Below are 19,893 nucleotides of genomic sequence, written 5' to 3'. Positions count from 1 at the left end.
GGCACCCTGATCTCTGCCAAATCTAGCCGCTGGCGAGGGTGTTGGTGCCTTTACCGCAGAAGCCGGCATCTCATTCGGCGTTCCGGTGCTCGTCGGGAATCGCAGGCCCATGACTTAGGCTGTTCTCATGTTGAGCGCCGGTCAGCTTTTTGCCAATTATCGGATCGTGCGGAACCTCGGTGTGGGCGGAATGGGCGAGGTCTATCTGGCCGCGCACCCGCGCCTGCCACGCGAAGACGCGCTGAAAGTACTGCCGAGCGAGCTGACCAACGACGCCACGTTCCGTGCGCGATTCACCCGCGAGGCCGACCTCGCGTCACAGCTCGATCACTCGAGCATCGTCAGCGTGTACGACCGCGGTGAGTTCGACGGCCAGTTGTGGATTGCGATGAAGTACATTCCCGGGTCCGACTGCGACGCGATGCTGCGCGAATCCGGGGTGCCGGAGCCGCGGAAGGTCAGCGAGATCGTCAACGCGGTCGCCGACGCCCTCGACTACGCGCATGAGCACGGGATGCTGCACCGCGACGTGAAGCCGGCTAACATCCTGGTCGACGATTCGTCGTCGCGCCGGAAGGTGTACCTGACCGATTTCGGCATCGCTCGGACCATCACCAACGACACCGCGCTCACCGCGGCCAACCTGACGGTCGGCTCCATCCAGTACTGCTCGCCCGAGCAGCTCCGCGGCAGCAAACTCGACGGCCGATCCGACCAGTACGCGTTGGCCTGCACCGCATTCCGGTTACTGACCGGGCGCGCGCCCTTCCCGATGGAGACACCGACCTCCATCATCAACGCGCACCTGAGCACGCCCGCGCCGAAGGCCACGACAGTCCTGCCGACCCTGGCGCCCGCCGTCGACACCGTCCTGGCTCGCGCGATGGAGAAAGACCCCGCGCGGCGGTACCGCACCTGCGGTGAGTTCGCCTCCGACCTGGAGGGCGCCATCACTCGCCCCGGATTCAAGCCGCAAGCTCCGGCGGCGTATGCGCCGACGATGATCAATCCGGCGCCGCAGTTCCCACAGCAGCCGGCGAATCCGTCGGCACCGCAGAGCGCTCCCCAACAGCAGGCCCCGCAATCCGGTACCCCCCAGTCGACGACACCGTTCGGCGCGGCTGCGGCTGCGGGCGGCACCACTCCCTACGGCACGGTTCCCGGTCACGGGAGCGGGCCGGCACAGCCGAATCAACCGCCGTCGGGACCGCAGTTGCAGAAGTCAGCGCCCCAAGGCCAGCCGCCGTCGACACCGTTTCCGCAGGGCCCCCACCAGCAGCCCCCGATACAGCAGGGTTACCAGGGACCGGGCCAGCAGATGCCCGGACAGCAGATGCCCGGCCAGCCCCCGTACGGCGCCGTCCCCGCGGGCGGCGGATTCGGACCCCCTCCGGGCGGATTCGGCCAGCAGCCATACGGCCTCGCCGGTGGATCCCCGGGCGGCGGCTCAGGTGGCCGTTCAGGTGGCAGTTCAGGCGGCAGGGGCAAGATCATCGGCATCGTGTCCGCGGTGATCGTGGCGATCCTTCTGATCGCCGTCGGCGGCTACTTCCTGTTCCGCGGAAACGACGAACCCCGCACCACGGCATCGAGCTCATCCACCACGACGACCCCCTCGACTTCCACCACCACCAGCAGCCCGACACCCACCCTCGGCACCGATCCCGCGGTGGTGGCCGGCGTGCCCACGCAGTGCGCACGCGGCACCACGACCGACGCCGCGACCTCACCGACGAGCGTGACCAGCGGAAACATCACCATTCCCGCGGACAAGCTGCCGACCACCGGGTGGACGCCGGAATCCCAGTCGCAGATCCCGTTCGCCACCCGCGCCGCAGGTCTGGCCGCGCCGCGTCCCACCGGGGCATCCAGTTGGGTCGCACAGATCACCGTCGGCAACCTGCCGACCTCGTTCGGCAGCAACACGGACGCCATCGCGAAGAAGCTGATCGACTGCCTGCCCGGCAGCATCGGATACCAGAGCGCTGATCCGTCCGAGCCGCGGATCACCGACACCAGGACCGCGACGCTCGAAGACAACCGCACCCCGCTGACCTTGGTGCGAGCACGGATCAACGTCGGGAATCACCCCGGGGTGTCCGGCGACGACATCATCCTGATCGTCATCGACACCACTCCGATGGCGTTCTCCTTCGGAGTGAGCCCGGCGGACGACAAAACGACGCAGGACGAAGTCGAGAAGGCCGTGATGGGATTCAAGGTCCGCACTCGCTGACCGACACCCCACCGCCGTCTTCGCAGAACCGGCACGACCGCCCGGGCGAGTCGGACACTCACGGCATCGAGTCGCGCGTGCAGACCGATAGGCAAGAATGTCTGGCATGCCAACACGAGAGGGTCTCGCACCCGCCGACAGCCATGACCTCATTCGCGTCCAGGGCGCACGCGTCAACAACCTGCGCGACGTCAGTGTCGAACTGCCCAAACGGCGTCTGACGGTGTTCACCGGAGTGTCCGGGTCGGGCAAGAGTTCACTGGTCTTCGGCACCGTCGCCGCCGAGTCCCAGCGGCTGATCAACGAGACGTACAGCGCCTTCGTCCAGGGGTTCATGCCGACCCTGGCCCGCCCGGACGTCGACGTCCTCGACGGAATCACCACCGCGATCATCGTCGACCAGGAGCGAATCGGCGGCAATCCACGCTCGACAGTCGGGACCCTCACCGACGCCAACGCGATGCTGCGCATCCTGTTCAGCAAGATCGCCGTTCCCCACATCGGCGGCCCGAACGCGTTCTCGTTCAACATGCCGACCGTGCGGGGGAGCGGAGCCGTCAAGGTCGAGCGGAACTCCGAGGCCAAGGCCGTGAAGCAGACCTTCGAACGGCTCGGCGGCATGTGCCCGCGCTGCGAGGGGATGGGCACCGTCTCCGACATCGATCTCACCGAGATCTACGACGCGGACAAGTCACTGGCGGACGGGTCCCTCAAGGTCCCCGGCTACAGCATGGACGGCTGGTACGGCCGGATCTACGGCGGCAGCGGCTACTTCGACATGGACAAGCCGGTCGGCTCGTTCACAAAACGCGAGCTCGATGACCTGCTGTACCGCGAGCCCACCAAGATCAAGGTCGACGGCATCAACCTCACCTACGAAGGCGTGATCCCCAAGATCACCAAGTCGATGCTCAGCAAGGACATCGACGCCGTCCAGCCGCACATTCGCGCGTTCATCGAACGCGCGATCACCAGGGCCGCCTGTCCGGAATGCGACGGCACCCGGCTCGCCGAACCCGCGCGCAACGCGCGGATCGACGGCGTCAGCATGGCCGACGCCTGCCGCATGCAGATCACCGACCTGCACGACTGGGTGGTGAGCCTCGACGACCCGAACGTCGCCCCGCTCCTGGACAAACTCCGCGCCGCGCTCGAATCGTTCGTGGAGATCGGACTCGGATACCTCTCCCTGGAACGCCCCACCGGCACCCTGTCCGGCGGTGAGGCCCAGCGCACCAAGATGATTCGGCATCTCGGGTCATCACTCACCGACATCACCTACATCTTCGACGAGCCGACGATCGGCCTGCACCCCCACGACATCGCCCGGATGAACGACCTCCTGCTTCGCCTGCGCGACAAGGGCAACACGGTCCTCGTCGTGGAGCACAAGCCGGAGACCATCGCGATCGCCGACCACGTCGTGGACCTGGGACCGCGCGCGGGCTCGCTCGGCGGTCAGATCTGCTTCGAGGGAAGCGTCGCCGACCTGACCGCCGCCGACACCCTCACCGGCCGGCATCTGCACGACCGCGCCCACCTCAAGGACGCGGTCCGCACGCCGACCGGCGCGATCGAGATCCGCGGCGCGTCCACCAACAACCTGCAGGAGGTGGACGTCGACCTCCCGTTGGGCATCCTCACGGTGATCACCGGTGTGGCGGGATCGGGCAAGAGCTCACTGATCCACGGCTCCATGCCGAAGGACGCCGAGGTCGTGACCATCGACCAGACGGCGATCCGCGGCTCCCGCCGGAGCAATCCCGCCACCTACACCGGCCTGCTGGAACCGATCCGGAAGGCGTTCGCCAAGGCCAACGGCGTCAAGCCCGCCCTGTTCAGCCCGAACTCCGACGGCGCGTGCCCCACGTGCAAGGGCGCGGGCGTCATCTACACCGACCTCGCCACCATGGCCGGCGTGGCGACCCCGTGCGACGTCTGCGACGGCAAGCGGTTCGACGCCGCGGTCCTGGAGTACCGACTCGGCGGCCGCGACATCAGCGAAGTGCTGCAGATGTCCGTCGACGAGGCCACCGAGTTCTTCAGCGAGGGCGAGGCCCGGATCCCGGCCGCGCACAAGATCTTGCGCCGACTGACGGACGTCGGCCTGGGCTACCTGAAAGTGGGCCAGCCGCTCACCACCCTGTCCGGCGGCGAGCGACAACGCATCAAACTCGCCACCGCGATGGCCGAGAAGGCCGATGTCTACGTGCTCGACGAGCCGACCACCGGCCTGCACCTGGCCGACGTCGAGCAACTGCTCGGCCTACTCGATCGACTGGTCGAGGCAGGCAAGTCGGTGATCGTGATCGAGCACCACCAGGCCGTGATGGCGCACGCCGACTGGATCATCGACATCGGCCCGGGCGCGGGTCAGGACGGCGGTCGCGTGGTCTTCGAGGGGACCCCGCGCGATCTGGTGGCCGGGCGGTCGACGCTGACCGGTCAGCACCTGGCCGAGTACGTCGACGCCTCGTAAGACGGTGCCCCGTTTAAAAGGGGCCCGGTTCCAGCTAGACGGTGCCCGGCTCGGGGAGCGCGGCTCCCCGGGTCAGGTGGAACCCGGTGGCCGACAGCTTGCTGGTGGCCTCGAATGTCCGCTGGTAGCCGGTGGAGCTGATCCGCCAACCGTCGTCGGTCTTGCGGTAGGTGTCCTCGTAGAAGGCCGCCCCGATGATCATCACGTCGTGGTCGGGCACGATCACCCGATCCTGCAGGTACCAGCTGCCGGTCGCCACCGTGGGGTCGGCGGCGTCGATCTCGATGATCGGGTGTCCGACGTGATGCTCGCTGACCAGCGTTCCGCCCATGGCCTTGCGGAAGTAGGCGAGGACGGAGGCGCGGTCCGGGAAGGTCAGCGGCTGGCCGCCGAACTGCGATCCGTAGTCGGTCCGCACGTCCGCGGTGAGCGTGGCCTCCAGTCCGGCCCAGTCCTTGGTGTCGACGGCACGCAGGTACCGGTACTTCAAGGTCTCGATGGCTCGGATGTCGTCTGCGCTCATCAGCGTTCTCCCACGATTCAGTGTCGATGACGGTCGGTGTCGAACAGCCACGCTATCGTGTCGCCGCTGCGGGCCGGCGTCGATTCGCCTCGGGTGTCACGGGATTGGCCCAGTCCCACACCTGTCGCCCTACGCCGCGCGAGCGATCGCCGACGAATCACCGATCACGACCGGCGTCGGCATCATCGTCGACAGGAAGGCGTCGGCGCGTTCCGCACCCGCGCGGGCGGCACGTCGCCGCCCGCCGGGGAGCTGTGCCGCCGCCGATCGTGCCAGGTTGAGGGCGAAGACCAGCGGCGGATACCAGGGGAGAGCCGAGTCGTCGACGCCCAACTGCCGCAGCGCCGCACGTCCCAGGAACGCTCGGGCGATACCGAGATGCTGGGACCTCGCGATCCGCCGGCGCACCCCGGGGTACGAGTCGTAATGCCACTGATCGGGGTCGTCGACCATCGGCGCGGCGAGAACCTTCGACGTCTCGTCCGGAGTCGAGAGCGCGGCCGAGGTGTGCACCAGGATGCGGACCGCGTCGCGGAAGTCCGCGGGGAGGAAGTCATCGTCCACCCCGATGAGCCAGCCGACATAGCGGGTGAGGTGACCGACGGCTCGGTACTCGGAAGGACTGTTCACCAGCCCCAGACCGGCCACCCCGATCGACGGCGCCACCAACGAGCCGACCAGCGTCGCCGCCATATCGGTCTGATTGATCGGGAGGCCCCACCGGTCGTTGTCCCAGTCCGGCATCGACTCGACGTGCCCGCGGACCATCGAGTGAATGAACCGTACGCGAATGGTCGATCGGTAACCGGCGCCGCGGAGTTGCAGGCCGCCCTCGCTGATGACATCGAGCGCCCATCGCGAGGTCTCGGCGAACCGCTTGTTGGAGCCCTTGGTGAGCGCACCGGTCCGCAACAGCGTCTGGTTGAAGCCCGAGAACTGGTAACCGCCCAACAGTGCGACGTCCCGGGCGATGTAGAGGCCGTCGGCGCCGCCGCTCTGCATCACCTGCGCTGCGAGGGTGAGCTGGTCGTGGTCCACCCAGTCGGGCGTCGCCTCGATGTGTCGAAAGAAGGCCTCCATCAGCGGCGGGGGATCGTCGACGGCATCGATACCGTCGACCAGTGCCTGCTCGAACAGCGGCCTCGTCTCCCGCATGCCGAGCGCGGACATCTCGGCGACCACGTCGTCCATCATCGGGTCGCCCGCCATCAGCAGTCGGCCCAGATTCGCGAACTCCGCGTCGGTCGGTGCGCCGACGCCGAGCAGTCGGCCGAACATCGCGATGCCCCCGGGAACGCGCCGCGGCCGTTCCGGATGGCGCTCTGGTACTCCTGCGTTCACGTTCGTCCCCATTCCCTCGAACCGTTCGATTCGTTCCGTCATCACGGTAGGCACGAGGCTGCGATAAATCTAGCATTTCGTCTCAATCCGCAGTTGAGCGGTTTCGGTGAGCGATCGATCGGACGACATGTCGGCGCGCTTGCGCTGCCGATGTCGGGGTCCACGCGTACTGTGCGCTGAAAGAACAAGAAGATCTGATCGGAGGACCCTAGATGAGCGACGCCCGCGAAAGCGTTCTGGAGTACGCACCCCATGCCGATGTGGCAATCATCGACAAGATGGCGGCCACCTACCGCCTCGCCCTGAGCAACCGCGACGCATCCCTCGTGTCGGCGAGCGACCCGGAGGAACTGAAGACCGTTCGCGAGAACTTCCTGAAGAAGAAGCTCGGCCTGACCGAGTCCGACGCGGACCTGGACAAGGCGATCGCGGAGGTCATCGCAGCGATGAAGAACGGCAAGCCGAACCCGCGCCTGGCCGTCTACTACCTGCTCGCCGAGAAGTTCGGCAAGCTCGACGTCCTCAAGTAAGACCCGGCGAGGCCGGTGTGCCGACGGACCTCCGTCGGCACACCGGCCTTTCGCATTCCACTGGGCGGAATTCGCCGCATTAAATTCGCACGACTACCCGGATTGACCTGCGTTTATCCGCCGCCGACCCGATTTCGATCGCTTTTTGGGCTACCGTCGAATTGACGAAGGAGAGCGCTCTGAATTCGATATGGGAGTTCATCTCAACCCGCCGATCACAGCTGATGGTCGATTCTTATCTGCACATCAGCGCCGTGATTCAGTGCTTGATTCTGGCAACGGTGATCGGTGTCTCGGTCGGCATTCTCGTCTACCGCAGCCCGGCGGGATCGGCGATCGCCACCGCATTGTCGAGCACGATCCTCACCATCCCGTCGTTCGCCCTGCTGGGTCTGCTGATTCCCATCGTCGGCCTGGGCGTGGCACCGACGGTGATCGCACTGACCCTGTACTCGCTTCTGCCGATCATCCGCAACACGATCGTCGGTCTCGGAGCCGTCGATCCCGCGGTCACCGACGCGGCCAAGGGCATCGGGATGAATCGCATGCTGGTCCTGGCCCGTGTCGAACTCCCGCTGGCCTGGCCGTCGATCCTGACCGGTATGCGCGTAGCGACGCAGATGGCGATGGGCATCCTCGCCATCGCCGCGTACGCGAAGGGCCCGGGACTGGGCAACCTGATCTTCTCGGGCCTGTCCCGAGTCGGCAGTCCAACGGCCGCCTCGCAGGCCCTGACCGGCACCTTGCTGATCGTGATCCTCGCGCTGATCCTTGATGGGATCTACGTGATCATCGGTCGATTGACTACTTCGAAGGGCATCCGTTGAGCGAATCGACAAACACCGCAGAGAACGGCGTCTCGGGCGTCGAAATCGTTCTCGAGCACGTTTCGAAGACCTACCCCGGCCAGAAGGAACCTGCCGTCGAGGATGTTTCACTGACCATTCCGGCGGGCGAGATCGTGGTTTTCGTCGGTCCGTCCGGCAGCGGCAAAACCACCACGATGCGGATAATCAATCGTCTCATCGAGCCCACCTCCGGAAGGATCACGATCGGCGGCCAGGACGCACTGTCGCTGGATCCCAACAAGCTCCGACAGAACATCGGATATGCCATTCAGCAGGCCGGCCTCTTTCCACATATGACGGTCGCTCAGAACATCGCAGTGGTGCCGAAGCTGCTGAAGTGGGACCGGAAACGCATCGCCGACCGGGTGGAAGAACTCCTCGACACCGTCGGTCTGGACCCGACGCAGTTCGCCGACCGCTATCCCCGCCAGCTGTCGGGCGGTCAGCAGCAGCGCGTCGGCGTCGCCCGCGCGCTGGCGGCCGACCCGCCGGTCCTGCTGATGGACGAGCCGTTCGGCGCCGTCGACCCGATCACCCGAGGTCTGCTGCAGGACGAGTTGATGCAGATCCAGGCCGAGCTCCGCAAAACGATCGTGTTCGTGACCCACGACTTCAGCGAGGCGGTGAAACTGGGCGACAAGATCGCCGTGCTCGGCGCGCGGTCGGAGGTGCTGCAGTACGACTCGCCGGAAGCGATCCTGGCCAACCCGGCCAACGACACCGTCGCCGGGTTCGTCGGACAGGGTGCGTCGCTCCAGCAGTTGAACCTGCTCAAGGTCCGTGACATCGAGATCGAGCAGCGTCCGACCGCCCACGAGGGCGATTCGGTCGCCGACTTCGCCGAACGCATCGGCGGCGACTGGGGAGTCATCCTCGACTCGCGCGATCGCCCGATCCGGTGGACCGACCGCAAACACCTGCAGGGTGTCTCGTCGCTCCGCAGCGTCGGCCTTCCCCTCGGCGAACTGGTGTCGACATCGTCGACCCTCCAGGACGCCCTCGAAGCGATCCTCGCCGAACGGAACGCGTCGGCCGTCGTGACCGCCGCTCGCGGGCGGTACCACGGAGTGGTCACCATCGAGACTCTGATCGAGACCATCCGTTCACTGCGCGAACAGCACGAGGACGATCCGCCCATCGCCGAGCCGGCCGCCGTATCGACTGCGGACACGGCCGAAGCGTCGGGGAACGGCACCTGATGGCCTCCACGACCGCCCCGGCGGAGCCGGGGACCGTAGCCACGACCAACCTCCAGCTGTGGATTCAGCCGGTGGTCGCGATCGTGATGGCCGGCATCACGCTGGCGTGGGCATTCACCCGCGACCTCACCGCGACGCAGAAGGCGACGATCAACTCCGAGTACATCGGCCAGCTCGCGTGGGAGCACATCATGCTCACCGCAGCGATCGCAGCGATCGTCCTGGTGATCGCGGTGCCGCTGGCCGTGGTCGTCACCCGTCACCGCTTCCGGTGGTTGGCGCCCTTCTTCATCGGTATCGCCAACATCGGCCAGGCCGCTCCGGCGATCGGCCTCCTGGTGCTCTTCTTCCTGTGGACGGCGACCACCGGCTTCTGGGTGGGTGTGCTGCCGATCGCGTTCTACTCGCTGTTGCCGGTACTCCGGAACAGCATGCTGGGCCTCCAGGAAGTCGACCCGTCGATCATCGATGCGGCCAAGGGGCAGGGGATGTCGGAGATCCAGGTGCTCACCAAGGTCGAGCTCCCGCTCGCCGTCCCGTTCATCCTGGCCGGCCTGCGCACCTCGCTCGTGCTCGCCGTGGGAACGGCGACCCTCTGCTTCCTGGTGAACGCGGGCGGCCTCGGCATCCTCATCGACACCGGATACAAGCTGCGCGACAATGTGACGCTGGTGGTCGGCGCCGTGCTATCGGTGGCGCTCGCACTGGCCGTCGACTGGCTCGGCGCGCTCGCCGAACGTTACCTGTCACCGAAGGGCCTGCAATGACCAAGTCGGTTCGACGCGCGTGCGCAGCCCTGCTGGGTGCGTGCGCCCTGATCCTCGGGGTCGCGGCGTGCGGCTTGCAGTCCGGCGGCGCGCTCCCACTGCCGGTGAAACCGGGATCGATCACGGTGCAGCCCGACCTCGAAGGCCAGACCATCACGGTCGGCTCCAAGGACTTCACCGAGCAGGTGATCCTCGGCTACATCCTGGCGTTCTCGCTCTCTGCTGCCGGTGCCGACGTCCGCGACCTCACCAATATCCAGGGGTCCAACAGCACGCGCGACGCCATGCTGGCCGGTCAGGTCGACGCCACCATCGAGTACACCGGCACCGGATGGATCAACTACCTCGGCAACGAGACGCCGATCAGCGACGCCACCGAGCAGTTCAACGCCGTGCGGGACGAAGACCTGAAACGCAACGACGTGGTCTGGGTCAACCCCGCGCCGATGGACAACACGTACGCACTGGCGATGAGCAAGGCGACGGCCGAGAAGACCGGCGTCAAGACCCTGTCGGATTACGCGGCCCTGGTCAAGAGCGACCCCGCCGCGGCATCGACCTGCCTCGAGACCGAGTTCCGCAGTCGGCAGGATGGTTTCCCCGGCATGGCCGCCAAGTACGGCTTCGATCCGGCGGCGGCCCAGACACAGATCCTGCAGACCGGAATCATCTATCAGGCCACCGCGAACGGGAACTGCGCGTTCGGTGAGGTCTTCACCACGGACGGTCGGATCAAGGCGCTCGACCTGATCGTGCTCGAGGACGACAAGCAGTTCTTCCCGCACTACAACGCGGCGGTCACGACACCGAAAGACGTGGCCGACCGGTTCCCGTCGATCGCGAAGGTCACCGCTCCGGTGATGGCCGCGCTGACCTCCGAGGCGATCACCGAGCTCAACCGTCAGGTGGACGTCGACGGCAAGGAGCCCGCCGACGTCGCGCGCGACTGGCTGGTGTCGAAAGGTTTCGTGAACTACTGACGTCTGCTGCCTGCGCGGCTGGACTACACCCCGAACGCGGGCGGGTACGCGATCGTCCCCGCCGGAACGGAGCGACCGTCACCGAGGCTCAGCGCCATGAACGCCTCGTCGGGCGCCGCGAACGACGCCGTCACTCCGTACCGCGATGCGGGGACGAAGCCGAAGCGCGGGTAGTAGTCGGCGTGCCCGAGCACGATCACCGAGGCTTCGCCGCGGTCACGCGCGGCGTCGAGCAGCTGTCGGATCACTGCCGTGCCGACCCCGGTGCGCTGATGTTCGGGTGCCACCGAACAGGGTGCCAGTGCCAGCGACTCGGTGCCGTTCACGTGGCAGCGAGTCAGCAGCGCGTGCCCGATGATCGTTCCGTCGACCTCGGCGACATACGACAGGCCGTCGATCCACGCAGCAGAGTCCGCGCGCAGCGCCTCCACGAGGTCGGCTTCCTCAGGTGAGGGAAACGCCGCCACCGTCACGGCGCGAATGCCGTCGGCGTCAGCCGCTGTCTCGGGGCGGATGGTCCAGTCCGGGCTCGTTGCCTGCATGGTCGACCCTTTCGGTTGTGCTCGGCAGATAGTCCTCGACGGAAGGTTCTCGGCGGAGGGTTCTCAGCGGACGAAGTAGCGGGCCTTGGGATCGGTCCGGGCCTGCCAGCCAGTGCGCTGCAGTTCGGGGATCGCCGCCAGTTCCGCCGGGTATCCGATGCAGAGGTAGGCGACGAATCGCCAATCCGCGGGCACATCCAGCGCCTGGCACACCGCCTCGGGCTCGACGATCGAGATCCATCCGACGCCGACGCCACGCGCCCGTGCGGACAACCACAGGCTGCCGATCGCGGTGACGACGGAGTAGGCCAGGGTCTCCGGCATCGTCGCCCGTCCGAGTCCGTGACCCTGCAGGGTCTCGTCCTCGCAGAACACCGCAATGTGGACCGGGGCCTCGTCGAGGCCTGCCAATTTCAGCGACAGATACTTCTGCGCGCGTTCGCCCCGGTACCCGTTCAACGCGTCGGCATTGCAGCGAGCGAAGGTCTCCTTGACGACCGCGCGGGGTTCCGGGGAACGGACCTCCACCCAGCGCCACGGCTGACTGTTGCCGACCGACGGCGACAACTCGGCCGAACGCAGGATGCTCTCGACCGTGGCCTCGTCGATCGGGTCGGTCTTGAAATGGCGGACGTCCCGACGCCACCGAAGGAGTTCGTCGAACTCCTCGATGAAGTCTTCGCTGAACTGCCCGTCGGCCCCGCTCGCCACCGTAGATCGCCCCTTGTCGTCTCGCGTCGTGGTCTCGCCACCTGATCGTCGGCCCGGTGTCCGGGCGTCAACAGGTTCATCGTATCCAGGGTCCATCGCGGCCCGTCGTACGGAATGCGTGCCGGGAGTCGCCCCGGAGTGGACCGAAGTCGGAATCTCTTGAGAGGCTGCAGGTATGGAATCAGCGCATCAGCACTTGGCAGGCAAGACCGCGATCATCACCGGGGCGGGGCAGGGAATCGGACAGGGCATCGCCCTGGCCATGGCCGATGCGGGAGCACGGGTGGCCGCTGTCGGTCGTACCGAATCCAAACTCGAGAGCACCCGGGAACAGATCGAGGCCGAGGGCGGTGTCTGCGCCACCTTCGTCTGCGATGTCAAGGACGCCGACGGCATCACTGCCACTGTCGACGCCGTCGCCGAGAAGTTCGGCCGCATCGACATCCTGGTCAACAACGCGCAGCAGGTTCCCCTCGGAACCCTGATGGCCGTCAGCGACGACCGCTTTCAGAAAGGCTTCTCGTCGGGCCCGCTGGCGACCTTCCGTTTCATGAAGGCCTGCCATCCGCACCTGCAGGCCAGTGGCGACGCGGTGATCCTCAACTTGACCAGCTCCACCACCAAGCGCTGGGACATGGGCGGATACGGCCCGTACGCGGCGGTGAAGAGTGCCATCGTGTCGCTGACCCGGGCCGCAGCGGCCGAGTGGGGAGTCGACGGCATTCGTGCCCTGGCGATCGCCCCGCATGCCGAGTCGGCAGGACTCAACTGGTGGATCGAAGCGAATCCGGAGGAGGCCGCAGCGTTCTTCCAGACCATCCCGCTGCGACGGATCGGTGACTGTCGGGACGATATCGGCGTTGCGGTGGCCGCTCTGTGCGGTCCGGAGTTCCGTTACCTCACCGGCGCGACGATTCCTCTCGACGGTGGTCAGGCCTACTTCAGCTGAGTTGCGACCGGACGCGCGCCCCGATCGACGCCACCGTCGCGAGTTCGTCGGGCGTCAGCATGTCGATCAGGTCGGCGCGGACTTCGGCGAGGTGTCCGGGTGCGGCCTCCTCGAGCTTGGCCAGGCCTGCCTCGGTCAGTTGAGCCCACGTGCCGCGGCGGTCGTCTTCGCACGGGGTGCGCTCCACCCAGCCCGCCGCGACCAGCCGCTGACTGGCGCGCGTCACGTTGCTACGGGTGGTGGTCACCGCGTCGGCGAGGTCGCTCATCCGCAGCCGTTGTTCTGGTGCCTCTGACAGGTGCACCAGGAGTTCGAAATCGGTCAGCGACAGGCCGGCGTCGCGGGTCAACTGGCGGTCGAGCGCCGCCATCAGCAGCCGCGTGCCGTCGAGGTACGCACGCCAGGCTGCGGTCTCGTCGGCGGAAAGCCATCGCGGAGAAGTCATTGAACGAGCATACCGAGAATGATTGACGCCGAAATCACTCTGAGTACTGTCAAGGGCACCGGCTGAGAGTCCCCGACTTGAATGTCCCCGACTCGAGTCGTCACCGCCCGACCGGAGTGAGGAGTCGATATGACCACCGCCGAGGAGAACGAACGCTCGACCCGGTTCGCCGCGACGCGCGACCGGTTACGCGACAGATATCTGACGTCGGCGACTGCACGACCGAGCTCGTCGGCTCGAGGTCTGCACCACACGGCCCTCATCAGCAGCGATGTGGAACAGACGATTCGCTTCTACCAGGGACTTCTGGAGTTCCCGCTCACCGAACTGATCGAGAACCGCGACTACCCGGGGTCGTCGCACTTCTTCTTCGACATCGGCAACAGCAACCTGCTGGCGTTCTTCGACTTTCCCGGTCTGGAGGTGGGGCCCTACCGGGAAGTCCTCGGTGGCCTCCACCATGTCGCGATCAGCGTCGAACCGAACCGCTGGGAGCATCTGCGCAGCAAGCTGGCCGCCGCCGGTGTCGACGCGGTCGAGCACAGCGGAGTGTCGATCTACTTCCGCGATCCCGACGGCGCCCGTATCGAGCTGATCGCCGACCCACTGGGCGAGATGTACGGCGACCAGGTGCTGTGATCGTGGTTCCGGAGCCCGGAACGGTGACCACCGACGCCGCATCGGGATTCACCTACACGGCATCGCCGACGCGCATTGTCTTCGGGAACGGGGCACTCGCGCAGCTGCCGCACGAGGTGGACAGGCTCGGCGGTCGCCGTGTCCTGCTGATCGCGAGCGATCGGCACCGCGCGGTCGCCCAGGCGATTCTTGGGGGCCTCGCGGTCGCGAGCTTCTCCGGTGCCGCGATGCATACTCCGGTCGAGGTCACCGAACAGGCGGCGCGGCTGGCGCGGGAGACCGACGTCGACACGGTGGTCGCGGTCGGTGGCGGCAGTGCCGTCGGGCTGGCGAAGGCGCTCGCCGCCCGCGAGGGGTACGACCAGGTCGTCGTGCCGACCACCTACGCCGGATCCGAGGTGACCCCGGTTCTCGGCGAGACGCGCAACGGCGTCAAGACCACGCGCTCCGGGCCAGAGATCCTGCCCGAGACGGTGCTCTACGACGTCTCCCTCACGATCGACCTGCCCACCGACCTCACCCTGGTCAGCTCGATCAACGCCCTCGCTCACGCCGTCGAAGCGCTGTACGCCCCCGACTCCGATCCGGCGACCGGCGCGTTCGCCGTCGAAGCCGTCGGACGTATCGGCCGCGGTCTCCGTGCGGTGCGCACGGATGCCCGGAGCGTAGGCGCGCGAACCGACCTGCTCGTCGGCGCATGGCTCGCGGGCACCTGTCTGGCCGGCGCGAGCATGGGACTCCATCACAAGCTGTGTCACGTTCTCGGCGGCACCTTTGCGCTCCCGCACGCGCAGACGCATGCCGTCGTTCTTCCGCATGCGATGCGCTACAACGCCGTTGCGGCGCCGGAGGCGATGGCGCGCGTCGCGGCCGCGCTCGGCGTCGACGACGCACCGTCGGGGGTCCTCGATCTCGTCGTCGGGGGCGGCGGCCCCACCGACCTGGCGCGGCTCGGGTTCACCATCGAGCAGATTCCCCAAGCAGTGGAGCTTGCTCTCGCGCAGCAGTATCCCAATCCGGCGGCCCTGACCGCCGAAGGGATCACCGCCTTGCTGCATGCAGCGGTCGGGGAGCCCTGATCGATTCAACTTCGGCGACTTTCCGGTTCACAGGAACCGGAACGTCGCCGAAGTTGGTGAAGGAGGGCCGACGAATCGGATCGCCGCGAGAGCCAGCAGAACCAGCAGAACCAGCAGAACCAGCGTCCTCACCTGGCCATCGACCCGATGCTCTCTCGGAGTCGTGCGAGCCATGCCCGGTAATCGGCATACGTCGCAGCAAGGGCAGCGGCGGGCCAGTCGGCCGGAAGATACTCGTCGGGCAGCATCGGATCGGTCTGCAGGTGATTCACTGCGGCGACCATCGTCTTGAATCGCGTCGGCTCGTCGGGCACCGCCCCCAGTGCCGCGAGGTACTCGTTGCCACGCGCGGCCCAGCCCTCCAAGTCCCAGAGCCGAGAGACCAGTTCGGCGGGGTCGTCGAGCGGGCGCGCCTCGAAGCAGGTCGACACACTCAGCAGTTGCTCCGGCCACGGGCGGAGCAGATTGGCGGGACGCGTCCAGACGCCCTCGCGCAGTTCCGCGACACGTTGGCGGCGCATCTCGTTTCGCAGAGCCACCCGGTCGGCCGCTCGACGACCGGTCGCCGTCACGACGGCCATCTCCCACTGCCCGGCCCAATCCTCGCGGCGTGCCGGAGGCTCCACGTCCTGTTGGCGTTGCGTCAACCGCTCGGACAGCGTGTAAACCGCGTCGCGGCGGGTGAGATCACCGCCGGCCACCATGCGGGTCAGCGCCACTCGGGTGGTCGCTTCGGCGACCCCGAAGAGGTCCATTGCCACGACGATCTCACGACCGCTGAGCGTCGGGGGATTGGCGCCCAAAAGCACACTCAGCACTGCTGAGCGCGCCGAAACCGGGGGAACAAGCGGACGATCCATCGGATCTGAGGCTACACCGAAATCCTATTACACTCTTGTGTCATTCAAATCCTGCGTGTAATTCTCATGGCATGACGAACCTCAACACCCGCTCCGACACCGATCGAGACGACCCGTTGGCGCCCGGCACCTTCGGCCGATGGATCGCGGGACATCCCCTGGTCCTGCTCTACGCCAACGTGCCTGCACTCATCATGCCGACGCTGCATCCGAAGATCGCTTACGTCCTCAGCGAGAAGGACCGCGCCCTCAACGGCAACGAGCGACTCACCGACCTGCAGACCATGTCCCGACGACTGATCAGCACCTACGAGATGGTGATGGGCATCGTCTTCGCCGGGCCCGAGGCCGACGAGGTGGCCCACGGGCTCTACGAACTCCATCGACCGATCGCCGGGACGATGCCCGACGGCACGGCCTACCACGCGTGGAACAAGGACGTGTGGAACTGGACGTGGGGGTCGATCCTCAAAGGCGGTCTCGACATCGCCGATGAGTTCGGGATCCTTCGGTCCGACGACGAGCGCGAGCAGGCGTACCGCGCACTGGTCGAGATCGGCCGCCGCTACGGCGTGCTCGGTCTTCCCGAGACGTGTCAGGAGTTCGTCGAGTACTGGCAGCCGATCGTCGACGACACGCTCGCGGTGGGACCGGAAGTTCGGTTCATCGTCGACCACGCGCTCGCTCCCGCCAAGCCGCGCGGCTGGGATCTGGTGCCGATGCCGGTGTGGCGGGCCTTGTCGCTGCCCGCGGTGCGGACACTGCGGGTCGGCGTCTTGGCCGGTGTCCCGGAGCAGTTCCATGCCGAGCTGAACCTTCGCGTCACCTCGATCGACCGTCTGGAACGCCGCCTGCACGGTGCGTTCTGGCGAACCGTGCCTCGCTCGGTGTCCGGACGGTTCGGACCCGTCTACTTCGGCCTGCGCCGCCGTTTCGGCAGTCCCGGGTGGCAGACCGTGTACTCGCGGACTCGCCTCGCGGCCAACAAGGACGCCGCTGACGACCTCCGCCGTCACGCCGTCGCCCAATGACATCGCACCCCTGCTGATCAAGGAGCTCCCGATGCCCACCCATCAGGTCACCAACCAAGTCCCGCTGCTCATTGATACCAATCCCGCCGACGCGCCGTCGATCAACGACGCGCTGCATCGCGCGGGACTCGATCAGTCGACCGTCGACGAGATCCGCGCCCTCGGCGCCTTCGCCGGGACTGCGGAGGCGATCGAACTCGGCGACCTCGCCGAGGCCCATCCGCCCGTGCTCACGACGCACGATCGGTTCGGCCATCGCATCGACGAGGTGGTCTACGACCCCGCCTATCACCAGCTGATGACCCACGCCGTCCACGCGGGCCTCCACGGCGCGCCCTGGTCCGATCCGCGGCCGGACGCCCACCTGATCCGGGCCGCCAAGTTCAGCGTCTGGGGTCACGTGGACGCCGGTCACGGGTGCCCGATCTCGATGACCTACGCGGCGGTCCCCGCACTGCGCGCCGCACCCGACCTGGCCGCCCAGTACGAACCGCTGCTCACCGCACGCGAGTACCAGCCGGGACTCACCGCCCCGCTCAGCAAGCGCGGCCTCATCGCGGGCATGTCGATGACCGAGAAGCAGGGCGGATCCGACGTCCGCACCAACACCACGACCGCCGTGCCCCAGACCGACGGGTCGTACCTCATCACCGGGCACAAGTGGTTCACTTCGGCACCCATGTCCGACCTCTTCCTCACCCTCGCGCAAGCGCCCGGCGGCCTGACCTGCTTCCTGGTGCCGCGGGTGCTGCCGGACGGATCGCGCAACACCTTCGCCCTGCAGCGACTGAAGAACAAGCTCGGCAATCATTCCAACGCGAGCAGCGAGGTGGAGTACCAGGACACCGTCGCCTGGCGGGTGGGCGACGAGGGGAGCGGGGTACGCACCATCGTCGAGATGGTGAACCTGACCCGCCTCGACTGCACCATCGGCAGCGCCACCGCCATGCGGACCGGCACGGCACAGGCCACCCACCACGCGATCCACCGTTCGGCGTTCGGTGCCCGCCTCGTCGATCAACCGCTGATGCAGAACGTGCTCGCCGATCTGGCAGTGGAGTCCGAGGCCGCGACCACCGTCGCCCTCTGGCTGGCTCAGCTCACCGATCGGGCGACCGCGGGCGACGACCGCGCCGCCGCGCTGCGTCGGATCTCGCTGGCCGTCACCAAGTATCACGTGTGCAAACGCGGCCCCATCCACGCCGCGGAAGCCCTGGAATGCCTTGGCGGCAACGGGTACATCGAAGACTCCCGGATGCCGCGCCTGTACCGGGAGGCGCCGCTGATGTCGATCTGGGAGGGCTCGGGCAATGTCGCGGCGCTCGACGCCCTGCGCGCGATGGCACGACAACCGGAGACACTCGGGATCTACCTGGACGAGATCCGCTCGGCAGCGGGTGCCGATCGGCACTTCGACGGTGCCGTCCACGCCCTGGAGGAGACACTCACCGGCCTCGATCCCAGCGACGCGGGGCAACTCCAGTTCCAGGCCCGACGCATCGTCGGCGACATGGCGTCCCTCCTGCAGGGGTCGTTGCTGATCCGGTACGGCGATCCCGCCGTCTCCGACGCCTTCACCGCCACCCGACTCGCAGGCGACCGCGGCGACGTGTTCGGCACCCTGCCGTCCGGCGTCGATGCCGGCAAGATCGTCTCGCGGACCGCCACCGAGATCGGAGCGCTGGCATGACCGGCCCCGGCGACCGCCCCGCCGCCTGGTACGACCCGCTCACCGACAGCCCGCAGTTCACCGACCGACCCCAGACCGACCGCGACGACGAGTACCGCACGCTGACCTACGAGGTCACCGACCGGATCGCGCGGATCACCTTCAATCGGCCCGAGCGCGGCAATGCGATCACCGCCGACACCCCGATCGAGCTGGCGGCGGCCGTCGAGCGCGCCGACCTGGATCCGCGTGTCCACGTGATGGTGGTCTCCGGTCGAGGCAAGGGCTTCTGCGGCGGCTACGACCTCTCGATCTTCGCCGAGTACGGCGACCAGCCGGAGGACCGCGCCGCGACCGGCGGCACAGTACTCGACCCGATGGTCCAGGCACGCAACCACGATCCCGGCGGCACGTGGGATCCGATGATCGACTACCAGATGATGAGCCGGTTCAACCGCGGCTTCTCGAGCTTGCTGCACGCGAACAAGCCGACGGTCGCCAAGCTCCACGGCTTCGCCATCGCGGGCGGCACCGACATCGCGTTGTACGCCGACCAGATCATCTGCGCCGACGACACCCGGATCGGTTACCCGCCCACCCGCGTGTGGGGAGTCCCCGCCGCGGGGATGTGGGCGCACCGGATCGGCGACCAACGCGCCAAACGGCTGCTCCTCACCGGCGACAGCATCACCGGCGCCCAGGCCGCCGAGTGGGGGCTGGCGGTCGAGGCGACGTCGGCGGAGACCCTCGACGACCGGACCGAAGAACTGCTGAACCGGATCGCGCGGATGCCGATCAACCAGTTGATCATGACCAAGCTCGCGCTCAACAGCGCGCTGATCGCCCAGGGCGTGGGCAACTCGACCATGATCAGCACGGTCTTCGACGGCATCTCTCGCCACACCCGCGAGGGCTATGCGTTCCAGCAGCGCGCGGCGACCGCCGGTTTCCGCACCGCCGTCGCCGAACGCGACGGACCGTTCGGGGATGCCAAGCAGTTCGGGGCCGGAAAGCGCTGAGGCCTCGCGAAACTCCGTCCGAGCGTCGCACGTTCTGGTGAGATGA

General features: G+C 67.2%; 19 protein-coding genes. 13 read left to right on the top strand and 6 right to left on the bottom strand.

Going from position 1 to position 19,893, the window contains the following annotated elements:
* Nucleotides 1–127: 127 nt before the first annotated feature.
* A complete protein-coding gene (locus GX543_RS14755) occupies nucleotides 128–2,236 on the top strand; it encodes a serine/threonine-protein kinase (protein WP_290852952.1) in 2,109 nt (702 codons plus the stop codon).
* Nucleotides 2,237–2,342: 106 nt separating this feature from the next.
* Nucleotides 2,343–4,715: an excinuclease ABC subunit UvrA gene (locus GX543_RS14750; protein ID WP_290852950.1), complete on the top strand. Its 2,373-nt coding sequence runs from the start codon at nucleotides 2,343–2,345 to the stop codon at nucleotides 4,713–4,715.
* Nucleotides 4,716–4,749: 34 nt separating this feature from the next.
* Here GX543_RS14750 and GX543_RS14745 read toward each other — a convergent pair whose 3' ends face one another.
* Nucleotides 4,750–5,238, bottom strand: a complete 489-nt coding sequence (locus tag GX543_RS14745) for a nuclear transport factor 2 family protein (protein WP_290852948.1) — start codon at nucleotides 5,236–5,238, stop codon at nucleotides 4,750–4,752.
* A 129-nt stretch (nucleotides 5,239–5,367) separates the two neighbouring features.
* Complete coding sequence (locus tag GX543_RS14740) at nucleotides 5,368–6,579, bottom strand: oxygenase MpaB family protein (protein WP_290852946.1); 1,212 nt, start codon at nucleotides 6,577–6,579, stop codon at nucleotides 5,368–5,370.
* A 212-nt stretch (nucleotides 6,580–6,791) separates the two neighbouring features.
* Here GX543_RS14740 and GX543_RS14735 point away from each other — a divergent pair, with 212 nt between their 5' ends.
* The 5 genes from GX543_RS14735 to GX543_RS14715 all read left to right on the top strand — a co-directional run bounded on the left by GX543_RS14735 (nucleotide 6,792) and on the right by GX543_RS14715 (nucleotide 10,903).
* Nucleotides 6,792–7,109 carry a DUF2853 family protein gene (locus GX543_RS14735; protein WP_290852944.1) on the top strand — a complete coding sequence of 106 codons (318 nt, stop codon included), beginning with the start codon at nucleotides 6,792–6,794 and terminating at the stop codon, nucleotides 7,107–7,109.
* Nucleotides 7,110–7,288: 179 nt separating this feature from the next.
* Complete coding sequence (locus GX543_RS14730) at nucleotides 7,289–7,936, top strand: ABC transporter permease (RefSeq protein WP_290852989.1); 648 nt, start codon at nucleotides 7,289–7,291, stop codon at nucleotides 7,934–7,936.
* Nucleotides 7,933–9,156: an ATP-binding cassette domain-containing protein gene (locus GX543_RS14725; protein ID WP_290852942.1), complete on the top strand. Its 1,224-nt coding sequence runs from the start codon at nucleotides 7,933–7,935 to the stop codon at nucleotides 9,154–9,156. The genes GX543_RS14730 and GX543_RS14725 overlap by 4 nt, the downstream gene beginning before the upstream one ends.
* Nucleotides 9,156–9,923 carry an ABC transporter permease gene (locus GX543_RS14720; RefSeq protein ID WP_290852941.1) on the top strand — a complete coding sequence of 256 codons (768 nt, stop codon included), beginning with the start codon at nucleotides 9,156–9,158 and terminating at the stop codon, nucleotides 9,921–9,923. Before GX543_RS14725 ends, GX543_RS14720 begins: the two co-directional genes overlap by 1 nt.
* Complete coding sequence (locus tag GX543_RS14715; protein WP_290852940.1) at nucleotides 9,920–10,903, top strand: glycine betaine ABC transporter substrate-binding protein; 984 nt, start codon at nucleotides 9,920–9,922, stop codon at nucleotides 10,901–10,903. The genes GX543_RS14720 and GX543_RS14715 overlap by 4 nt, the downstream gene beginning before the upstream one ends.
* Before the next feature lie 23 nt (nucleotides 10,904–10,926).
* Here GX543_RS14715 and GX543_RS14710 read toward each other — a convergent pair whose 3' ends face one another.
* Together GX543_RS14710 and bluB are read right to left on the bottom strand one after the other, a co-directional pair.
* A complete protein-coding gene (locus GX543_RS14710) occupies nucleotides 10,927–11,445 on the bottom strand; it encodes a GNAT family N-acetyltransferase (protein ID WP_290852938.1) in 519 nt (172 codons plus the stop codon).
* Nucleotides 11,446–11,508: 63 nt separating this feature from the next.
* Nucleotides 11,509–12,156 (bottom strand): 5,6-dimethylbenzimidazole synthase, encoded by a 648-nt coding sequence (gene bluB, locus GX543_RS14705; RefSeq protein WP_290852936.1) that lies wholly within the window; start codon nucleotides 12,154–12,156, stop codon nucleotides 11,509–11,511.
* Between the two features lie 175 nt (nucleotides 12,157–12,331).
* Here bluB and GX543_RS14700 point away from each other — a divergent pair, with 175 nt between their 5' ends.
* Nucleotides 12,332–13,105, top strand: coding sequence for an SDR family oxidoreductase (locus GX543_RS14700; protein WP_290852934.1), 774 nt, complete (start codon nucleotides 12,332–12,334; stop codon nucleotides 13,103–13,105).
* On the opposite strand, the gene GX543_RS14695 is transcribed toward GX543_RS14700, so the two are convergent.
* Nucleotides 13,098–13,550 carry a MarR family transcriptional regulator gene (locus GX543_RS14695; RefSeq protein ID WP_290852933.1) on the bottom strand — a complete coding sequence of 151 codons (453 nt, stop codon included), beginning with the start codon at nucleotides 13,548–13,550 and terminating at the stop codon, nucleotides 13,098–13,100. The two genes, GX543_RS14700 and GX543_RS14695, sit on opposite strands and share 8 nt — an antisense overlap.
* Nucleotides 13,551–13,679: 129 nt before the next feature.
* On the opposite strand from GX543_RS14695, the gene GX543_RS14690 reads away from it, so the two are divergent.
* Nucleotides 13,680–14,189 (top strand): VOC family protein, encoded by a 510-nt coding sequence (locus GX543_RS14690; protein WP_290852931.1) that lies wholly within the window; start codon nucleotides 13,680–13,682, stop codon nucleotides 14,187–14,189.
* Nucleotides 14,186–15,268, top strand: coding sequence for a maleylacetate reductase (locus GX543_RS14685; protein ID WP_290852930.1), 1,083 nt, complete (start codon nucleotides 14,186–14,188; stop codon nucleotides 15,266–15,268). The genes GX543_RS14690 and GX543_RS14685 overlap by 4 nt, the downstream gene beginning before the upstream one ends.
* A gap of 128 nt (nucleotides 15,269–15,396) precedes the next feature.
* Here GX543_RS14685 and GX543_RS14680 read toward each other — a convergent pair whose 3' ends face one another.
* Nucleotides 15,397–16,128, bottom strand: a complete 732-nt coding sequence (locus tag GX543_RS14680; RefSeq protein ID WP_290852927.1) for a PaaX family transcriptional regulator — start codon at nucleotides 16,126–16,128, stop codon at nucleotides 15,397–15,399.
* A gap of 71 nt (nucleotides 16,129–16,199) precedes the next feature.
* Between GX543_RS14680 and GX543_RS14675 the strand changes: the two genes are divergently transcribed.
* The 3 genes from GX543_RS14675 to GX543_RS14665 are packed head-to-tail and all read left to right on the top strand — an operon-like array spanning nucleotide 16,200 to nucleotide 19,847.
* A complete protein-coding gene (locus GX543_RS14675) occupies nucleotides 16,200–17,159 on the top strand; it encodes an oxygenase MpaB family protein (protein WP_290852926.1) in 960 nt (319 codons plus the stop codon).
* Nucleotides 17,160–17,190: 31 nt separating this feature from the next.
* The gene (locus GX543_RS14670; RefSeq protein WP_290852925.1) at nucleotides 17,191–18,849 is read left to right on the top strand and encodes an acyl-CoA dehydrogenase family protein; all 1,659 of its coding nucleotides are present in this window, start codon (nucleotides 17,191–17,193) and stop codon (nucleotides 18,847–18,849) included.
* On the top strand, nucleotides 18,846–19,847 hold the full coding sequence (locus GX543_RS14665) for a crotonase/enoyl-CoA hydratase family protein (RefSeq protein ID WP_290852923.1): 1,002 nt from the start codon (nucleotides 18,846–18,848) through the stop codon (nucleotides 19,845–19,847). The genes GX543_RS14670 and GX543_RS14665 overlap by 4 nt, the downstream gene beginning before the upstream one ends.
* Nucleotides 19,848–19,893: the final 46 nt, after the last annotated feature.

Source organism: Gordonia sp. (in: high G+C Gram-positive bacteria), assembly GCF_012515855.1.
Classification (GTDB): Bacteria; Actinomycetota; Actinomycetes; order Mycobacteriales; family Mycobacteriaceae; genus Gordonia.
Note: the sequence above shows the minus strand (reverse complement) of the source record. Positions and strands in the feature narration are given on the sequence as shown.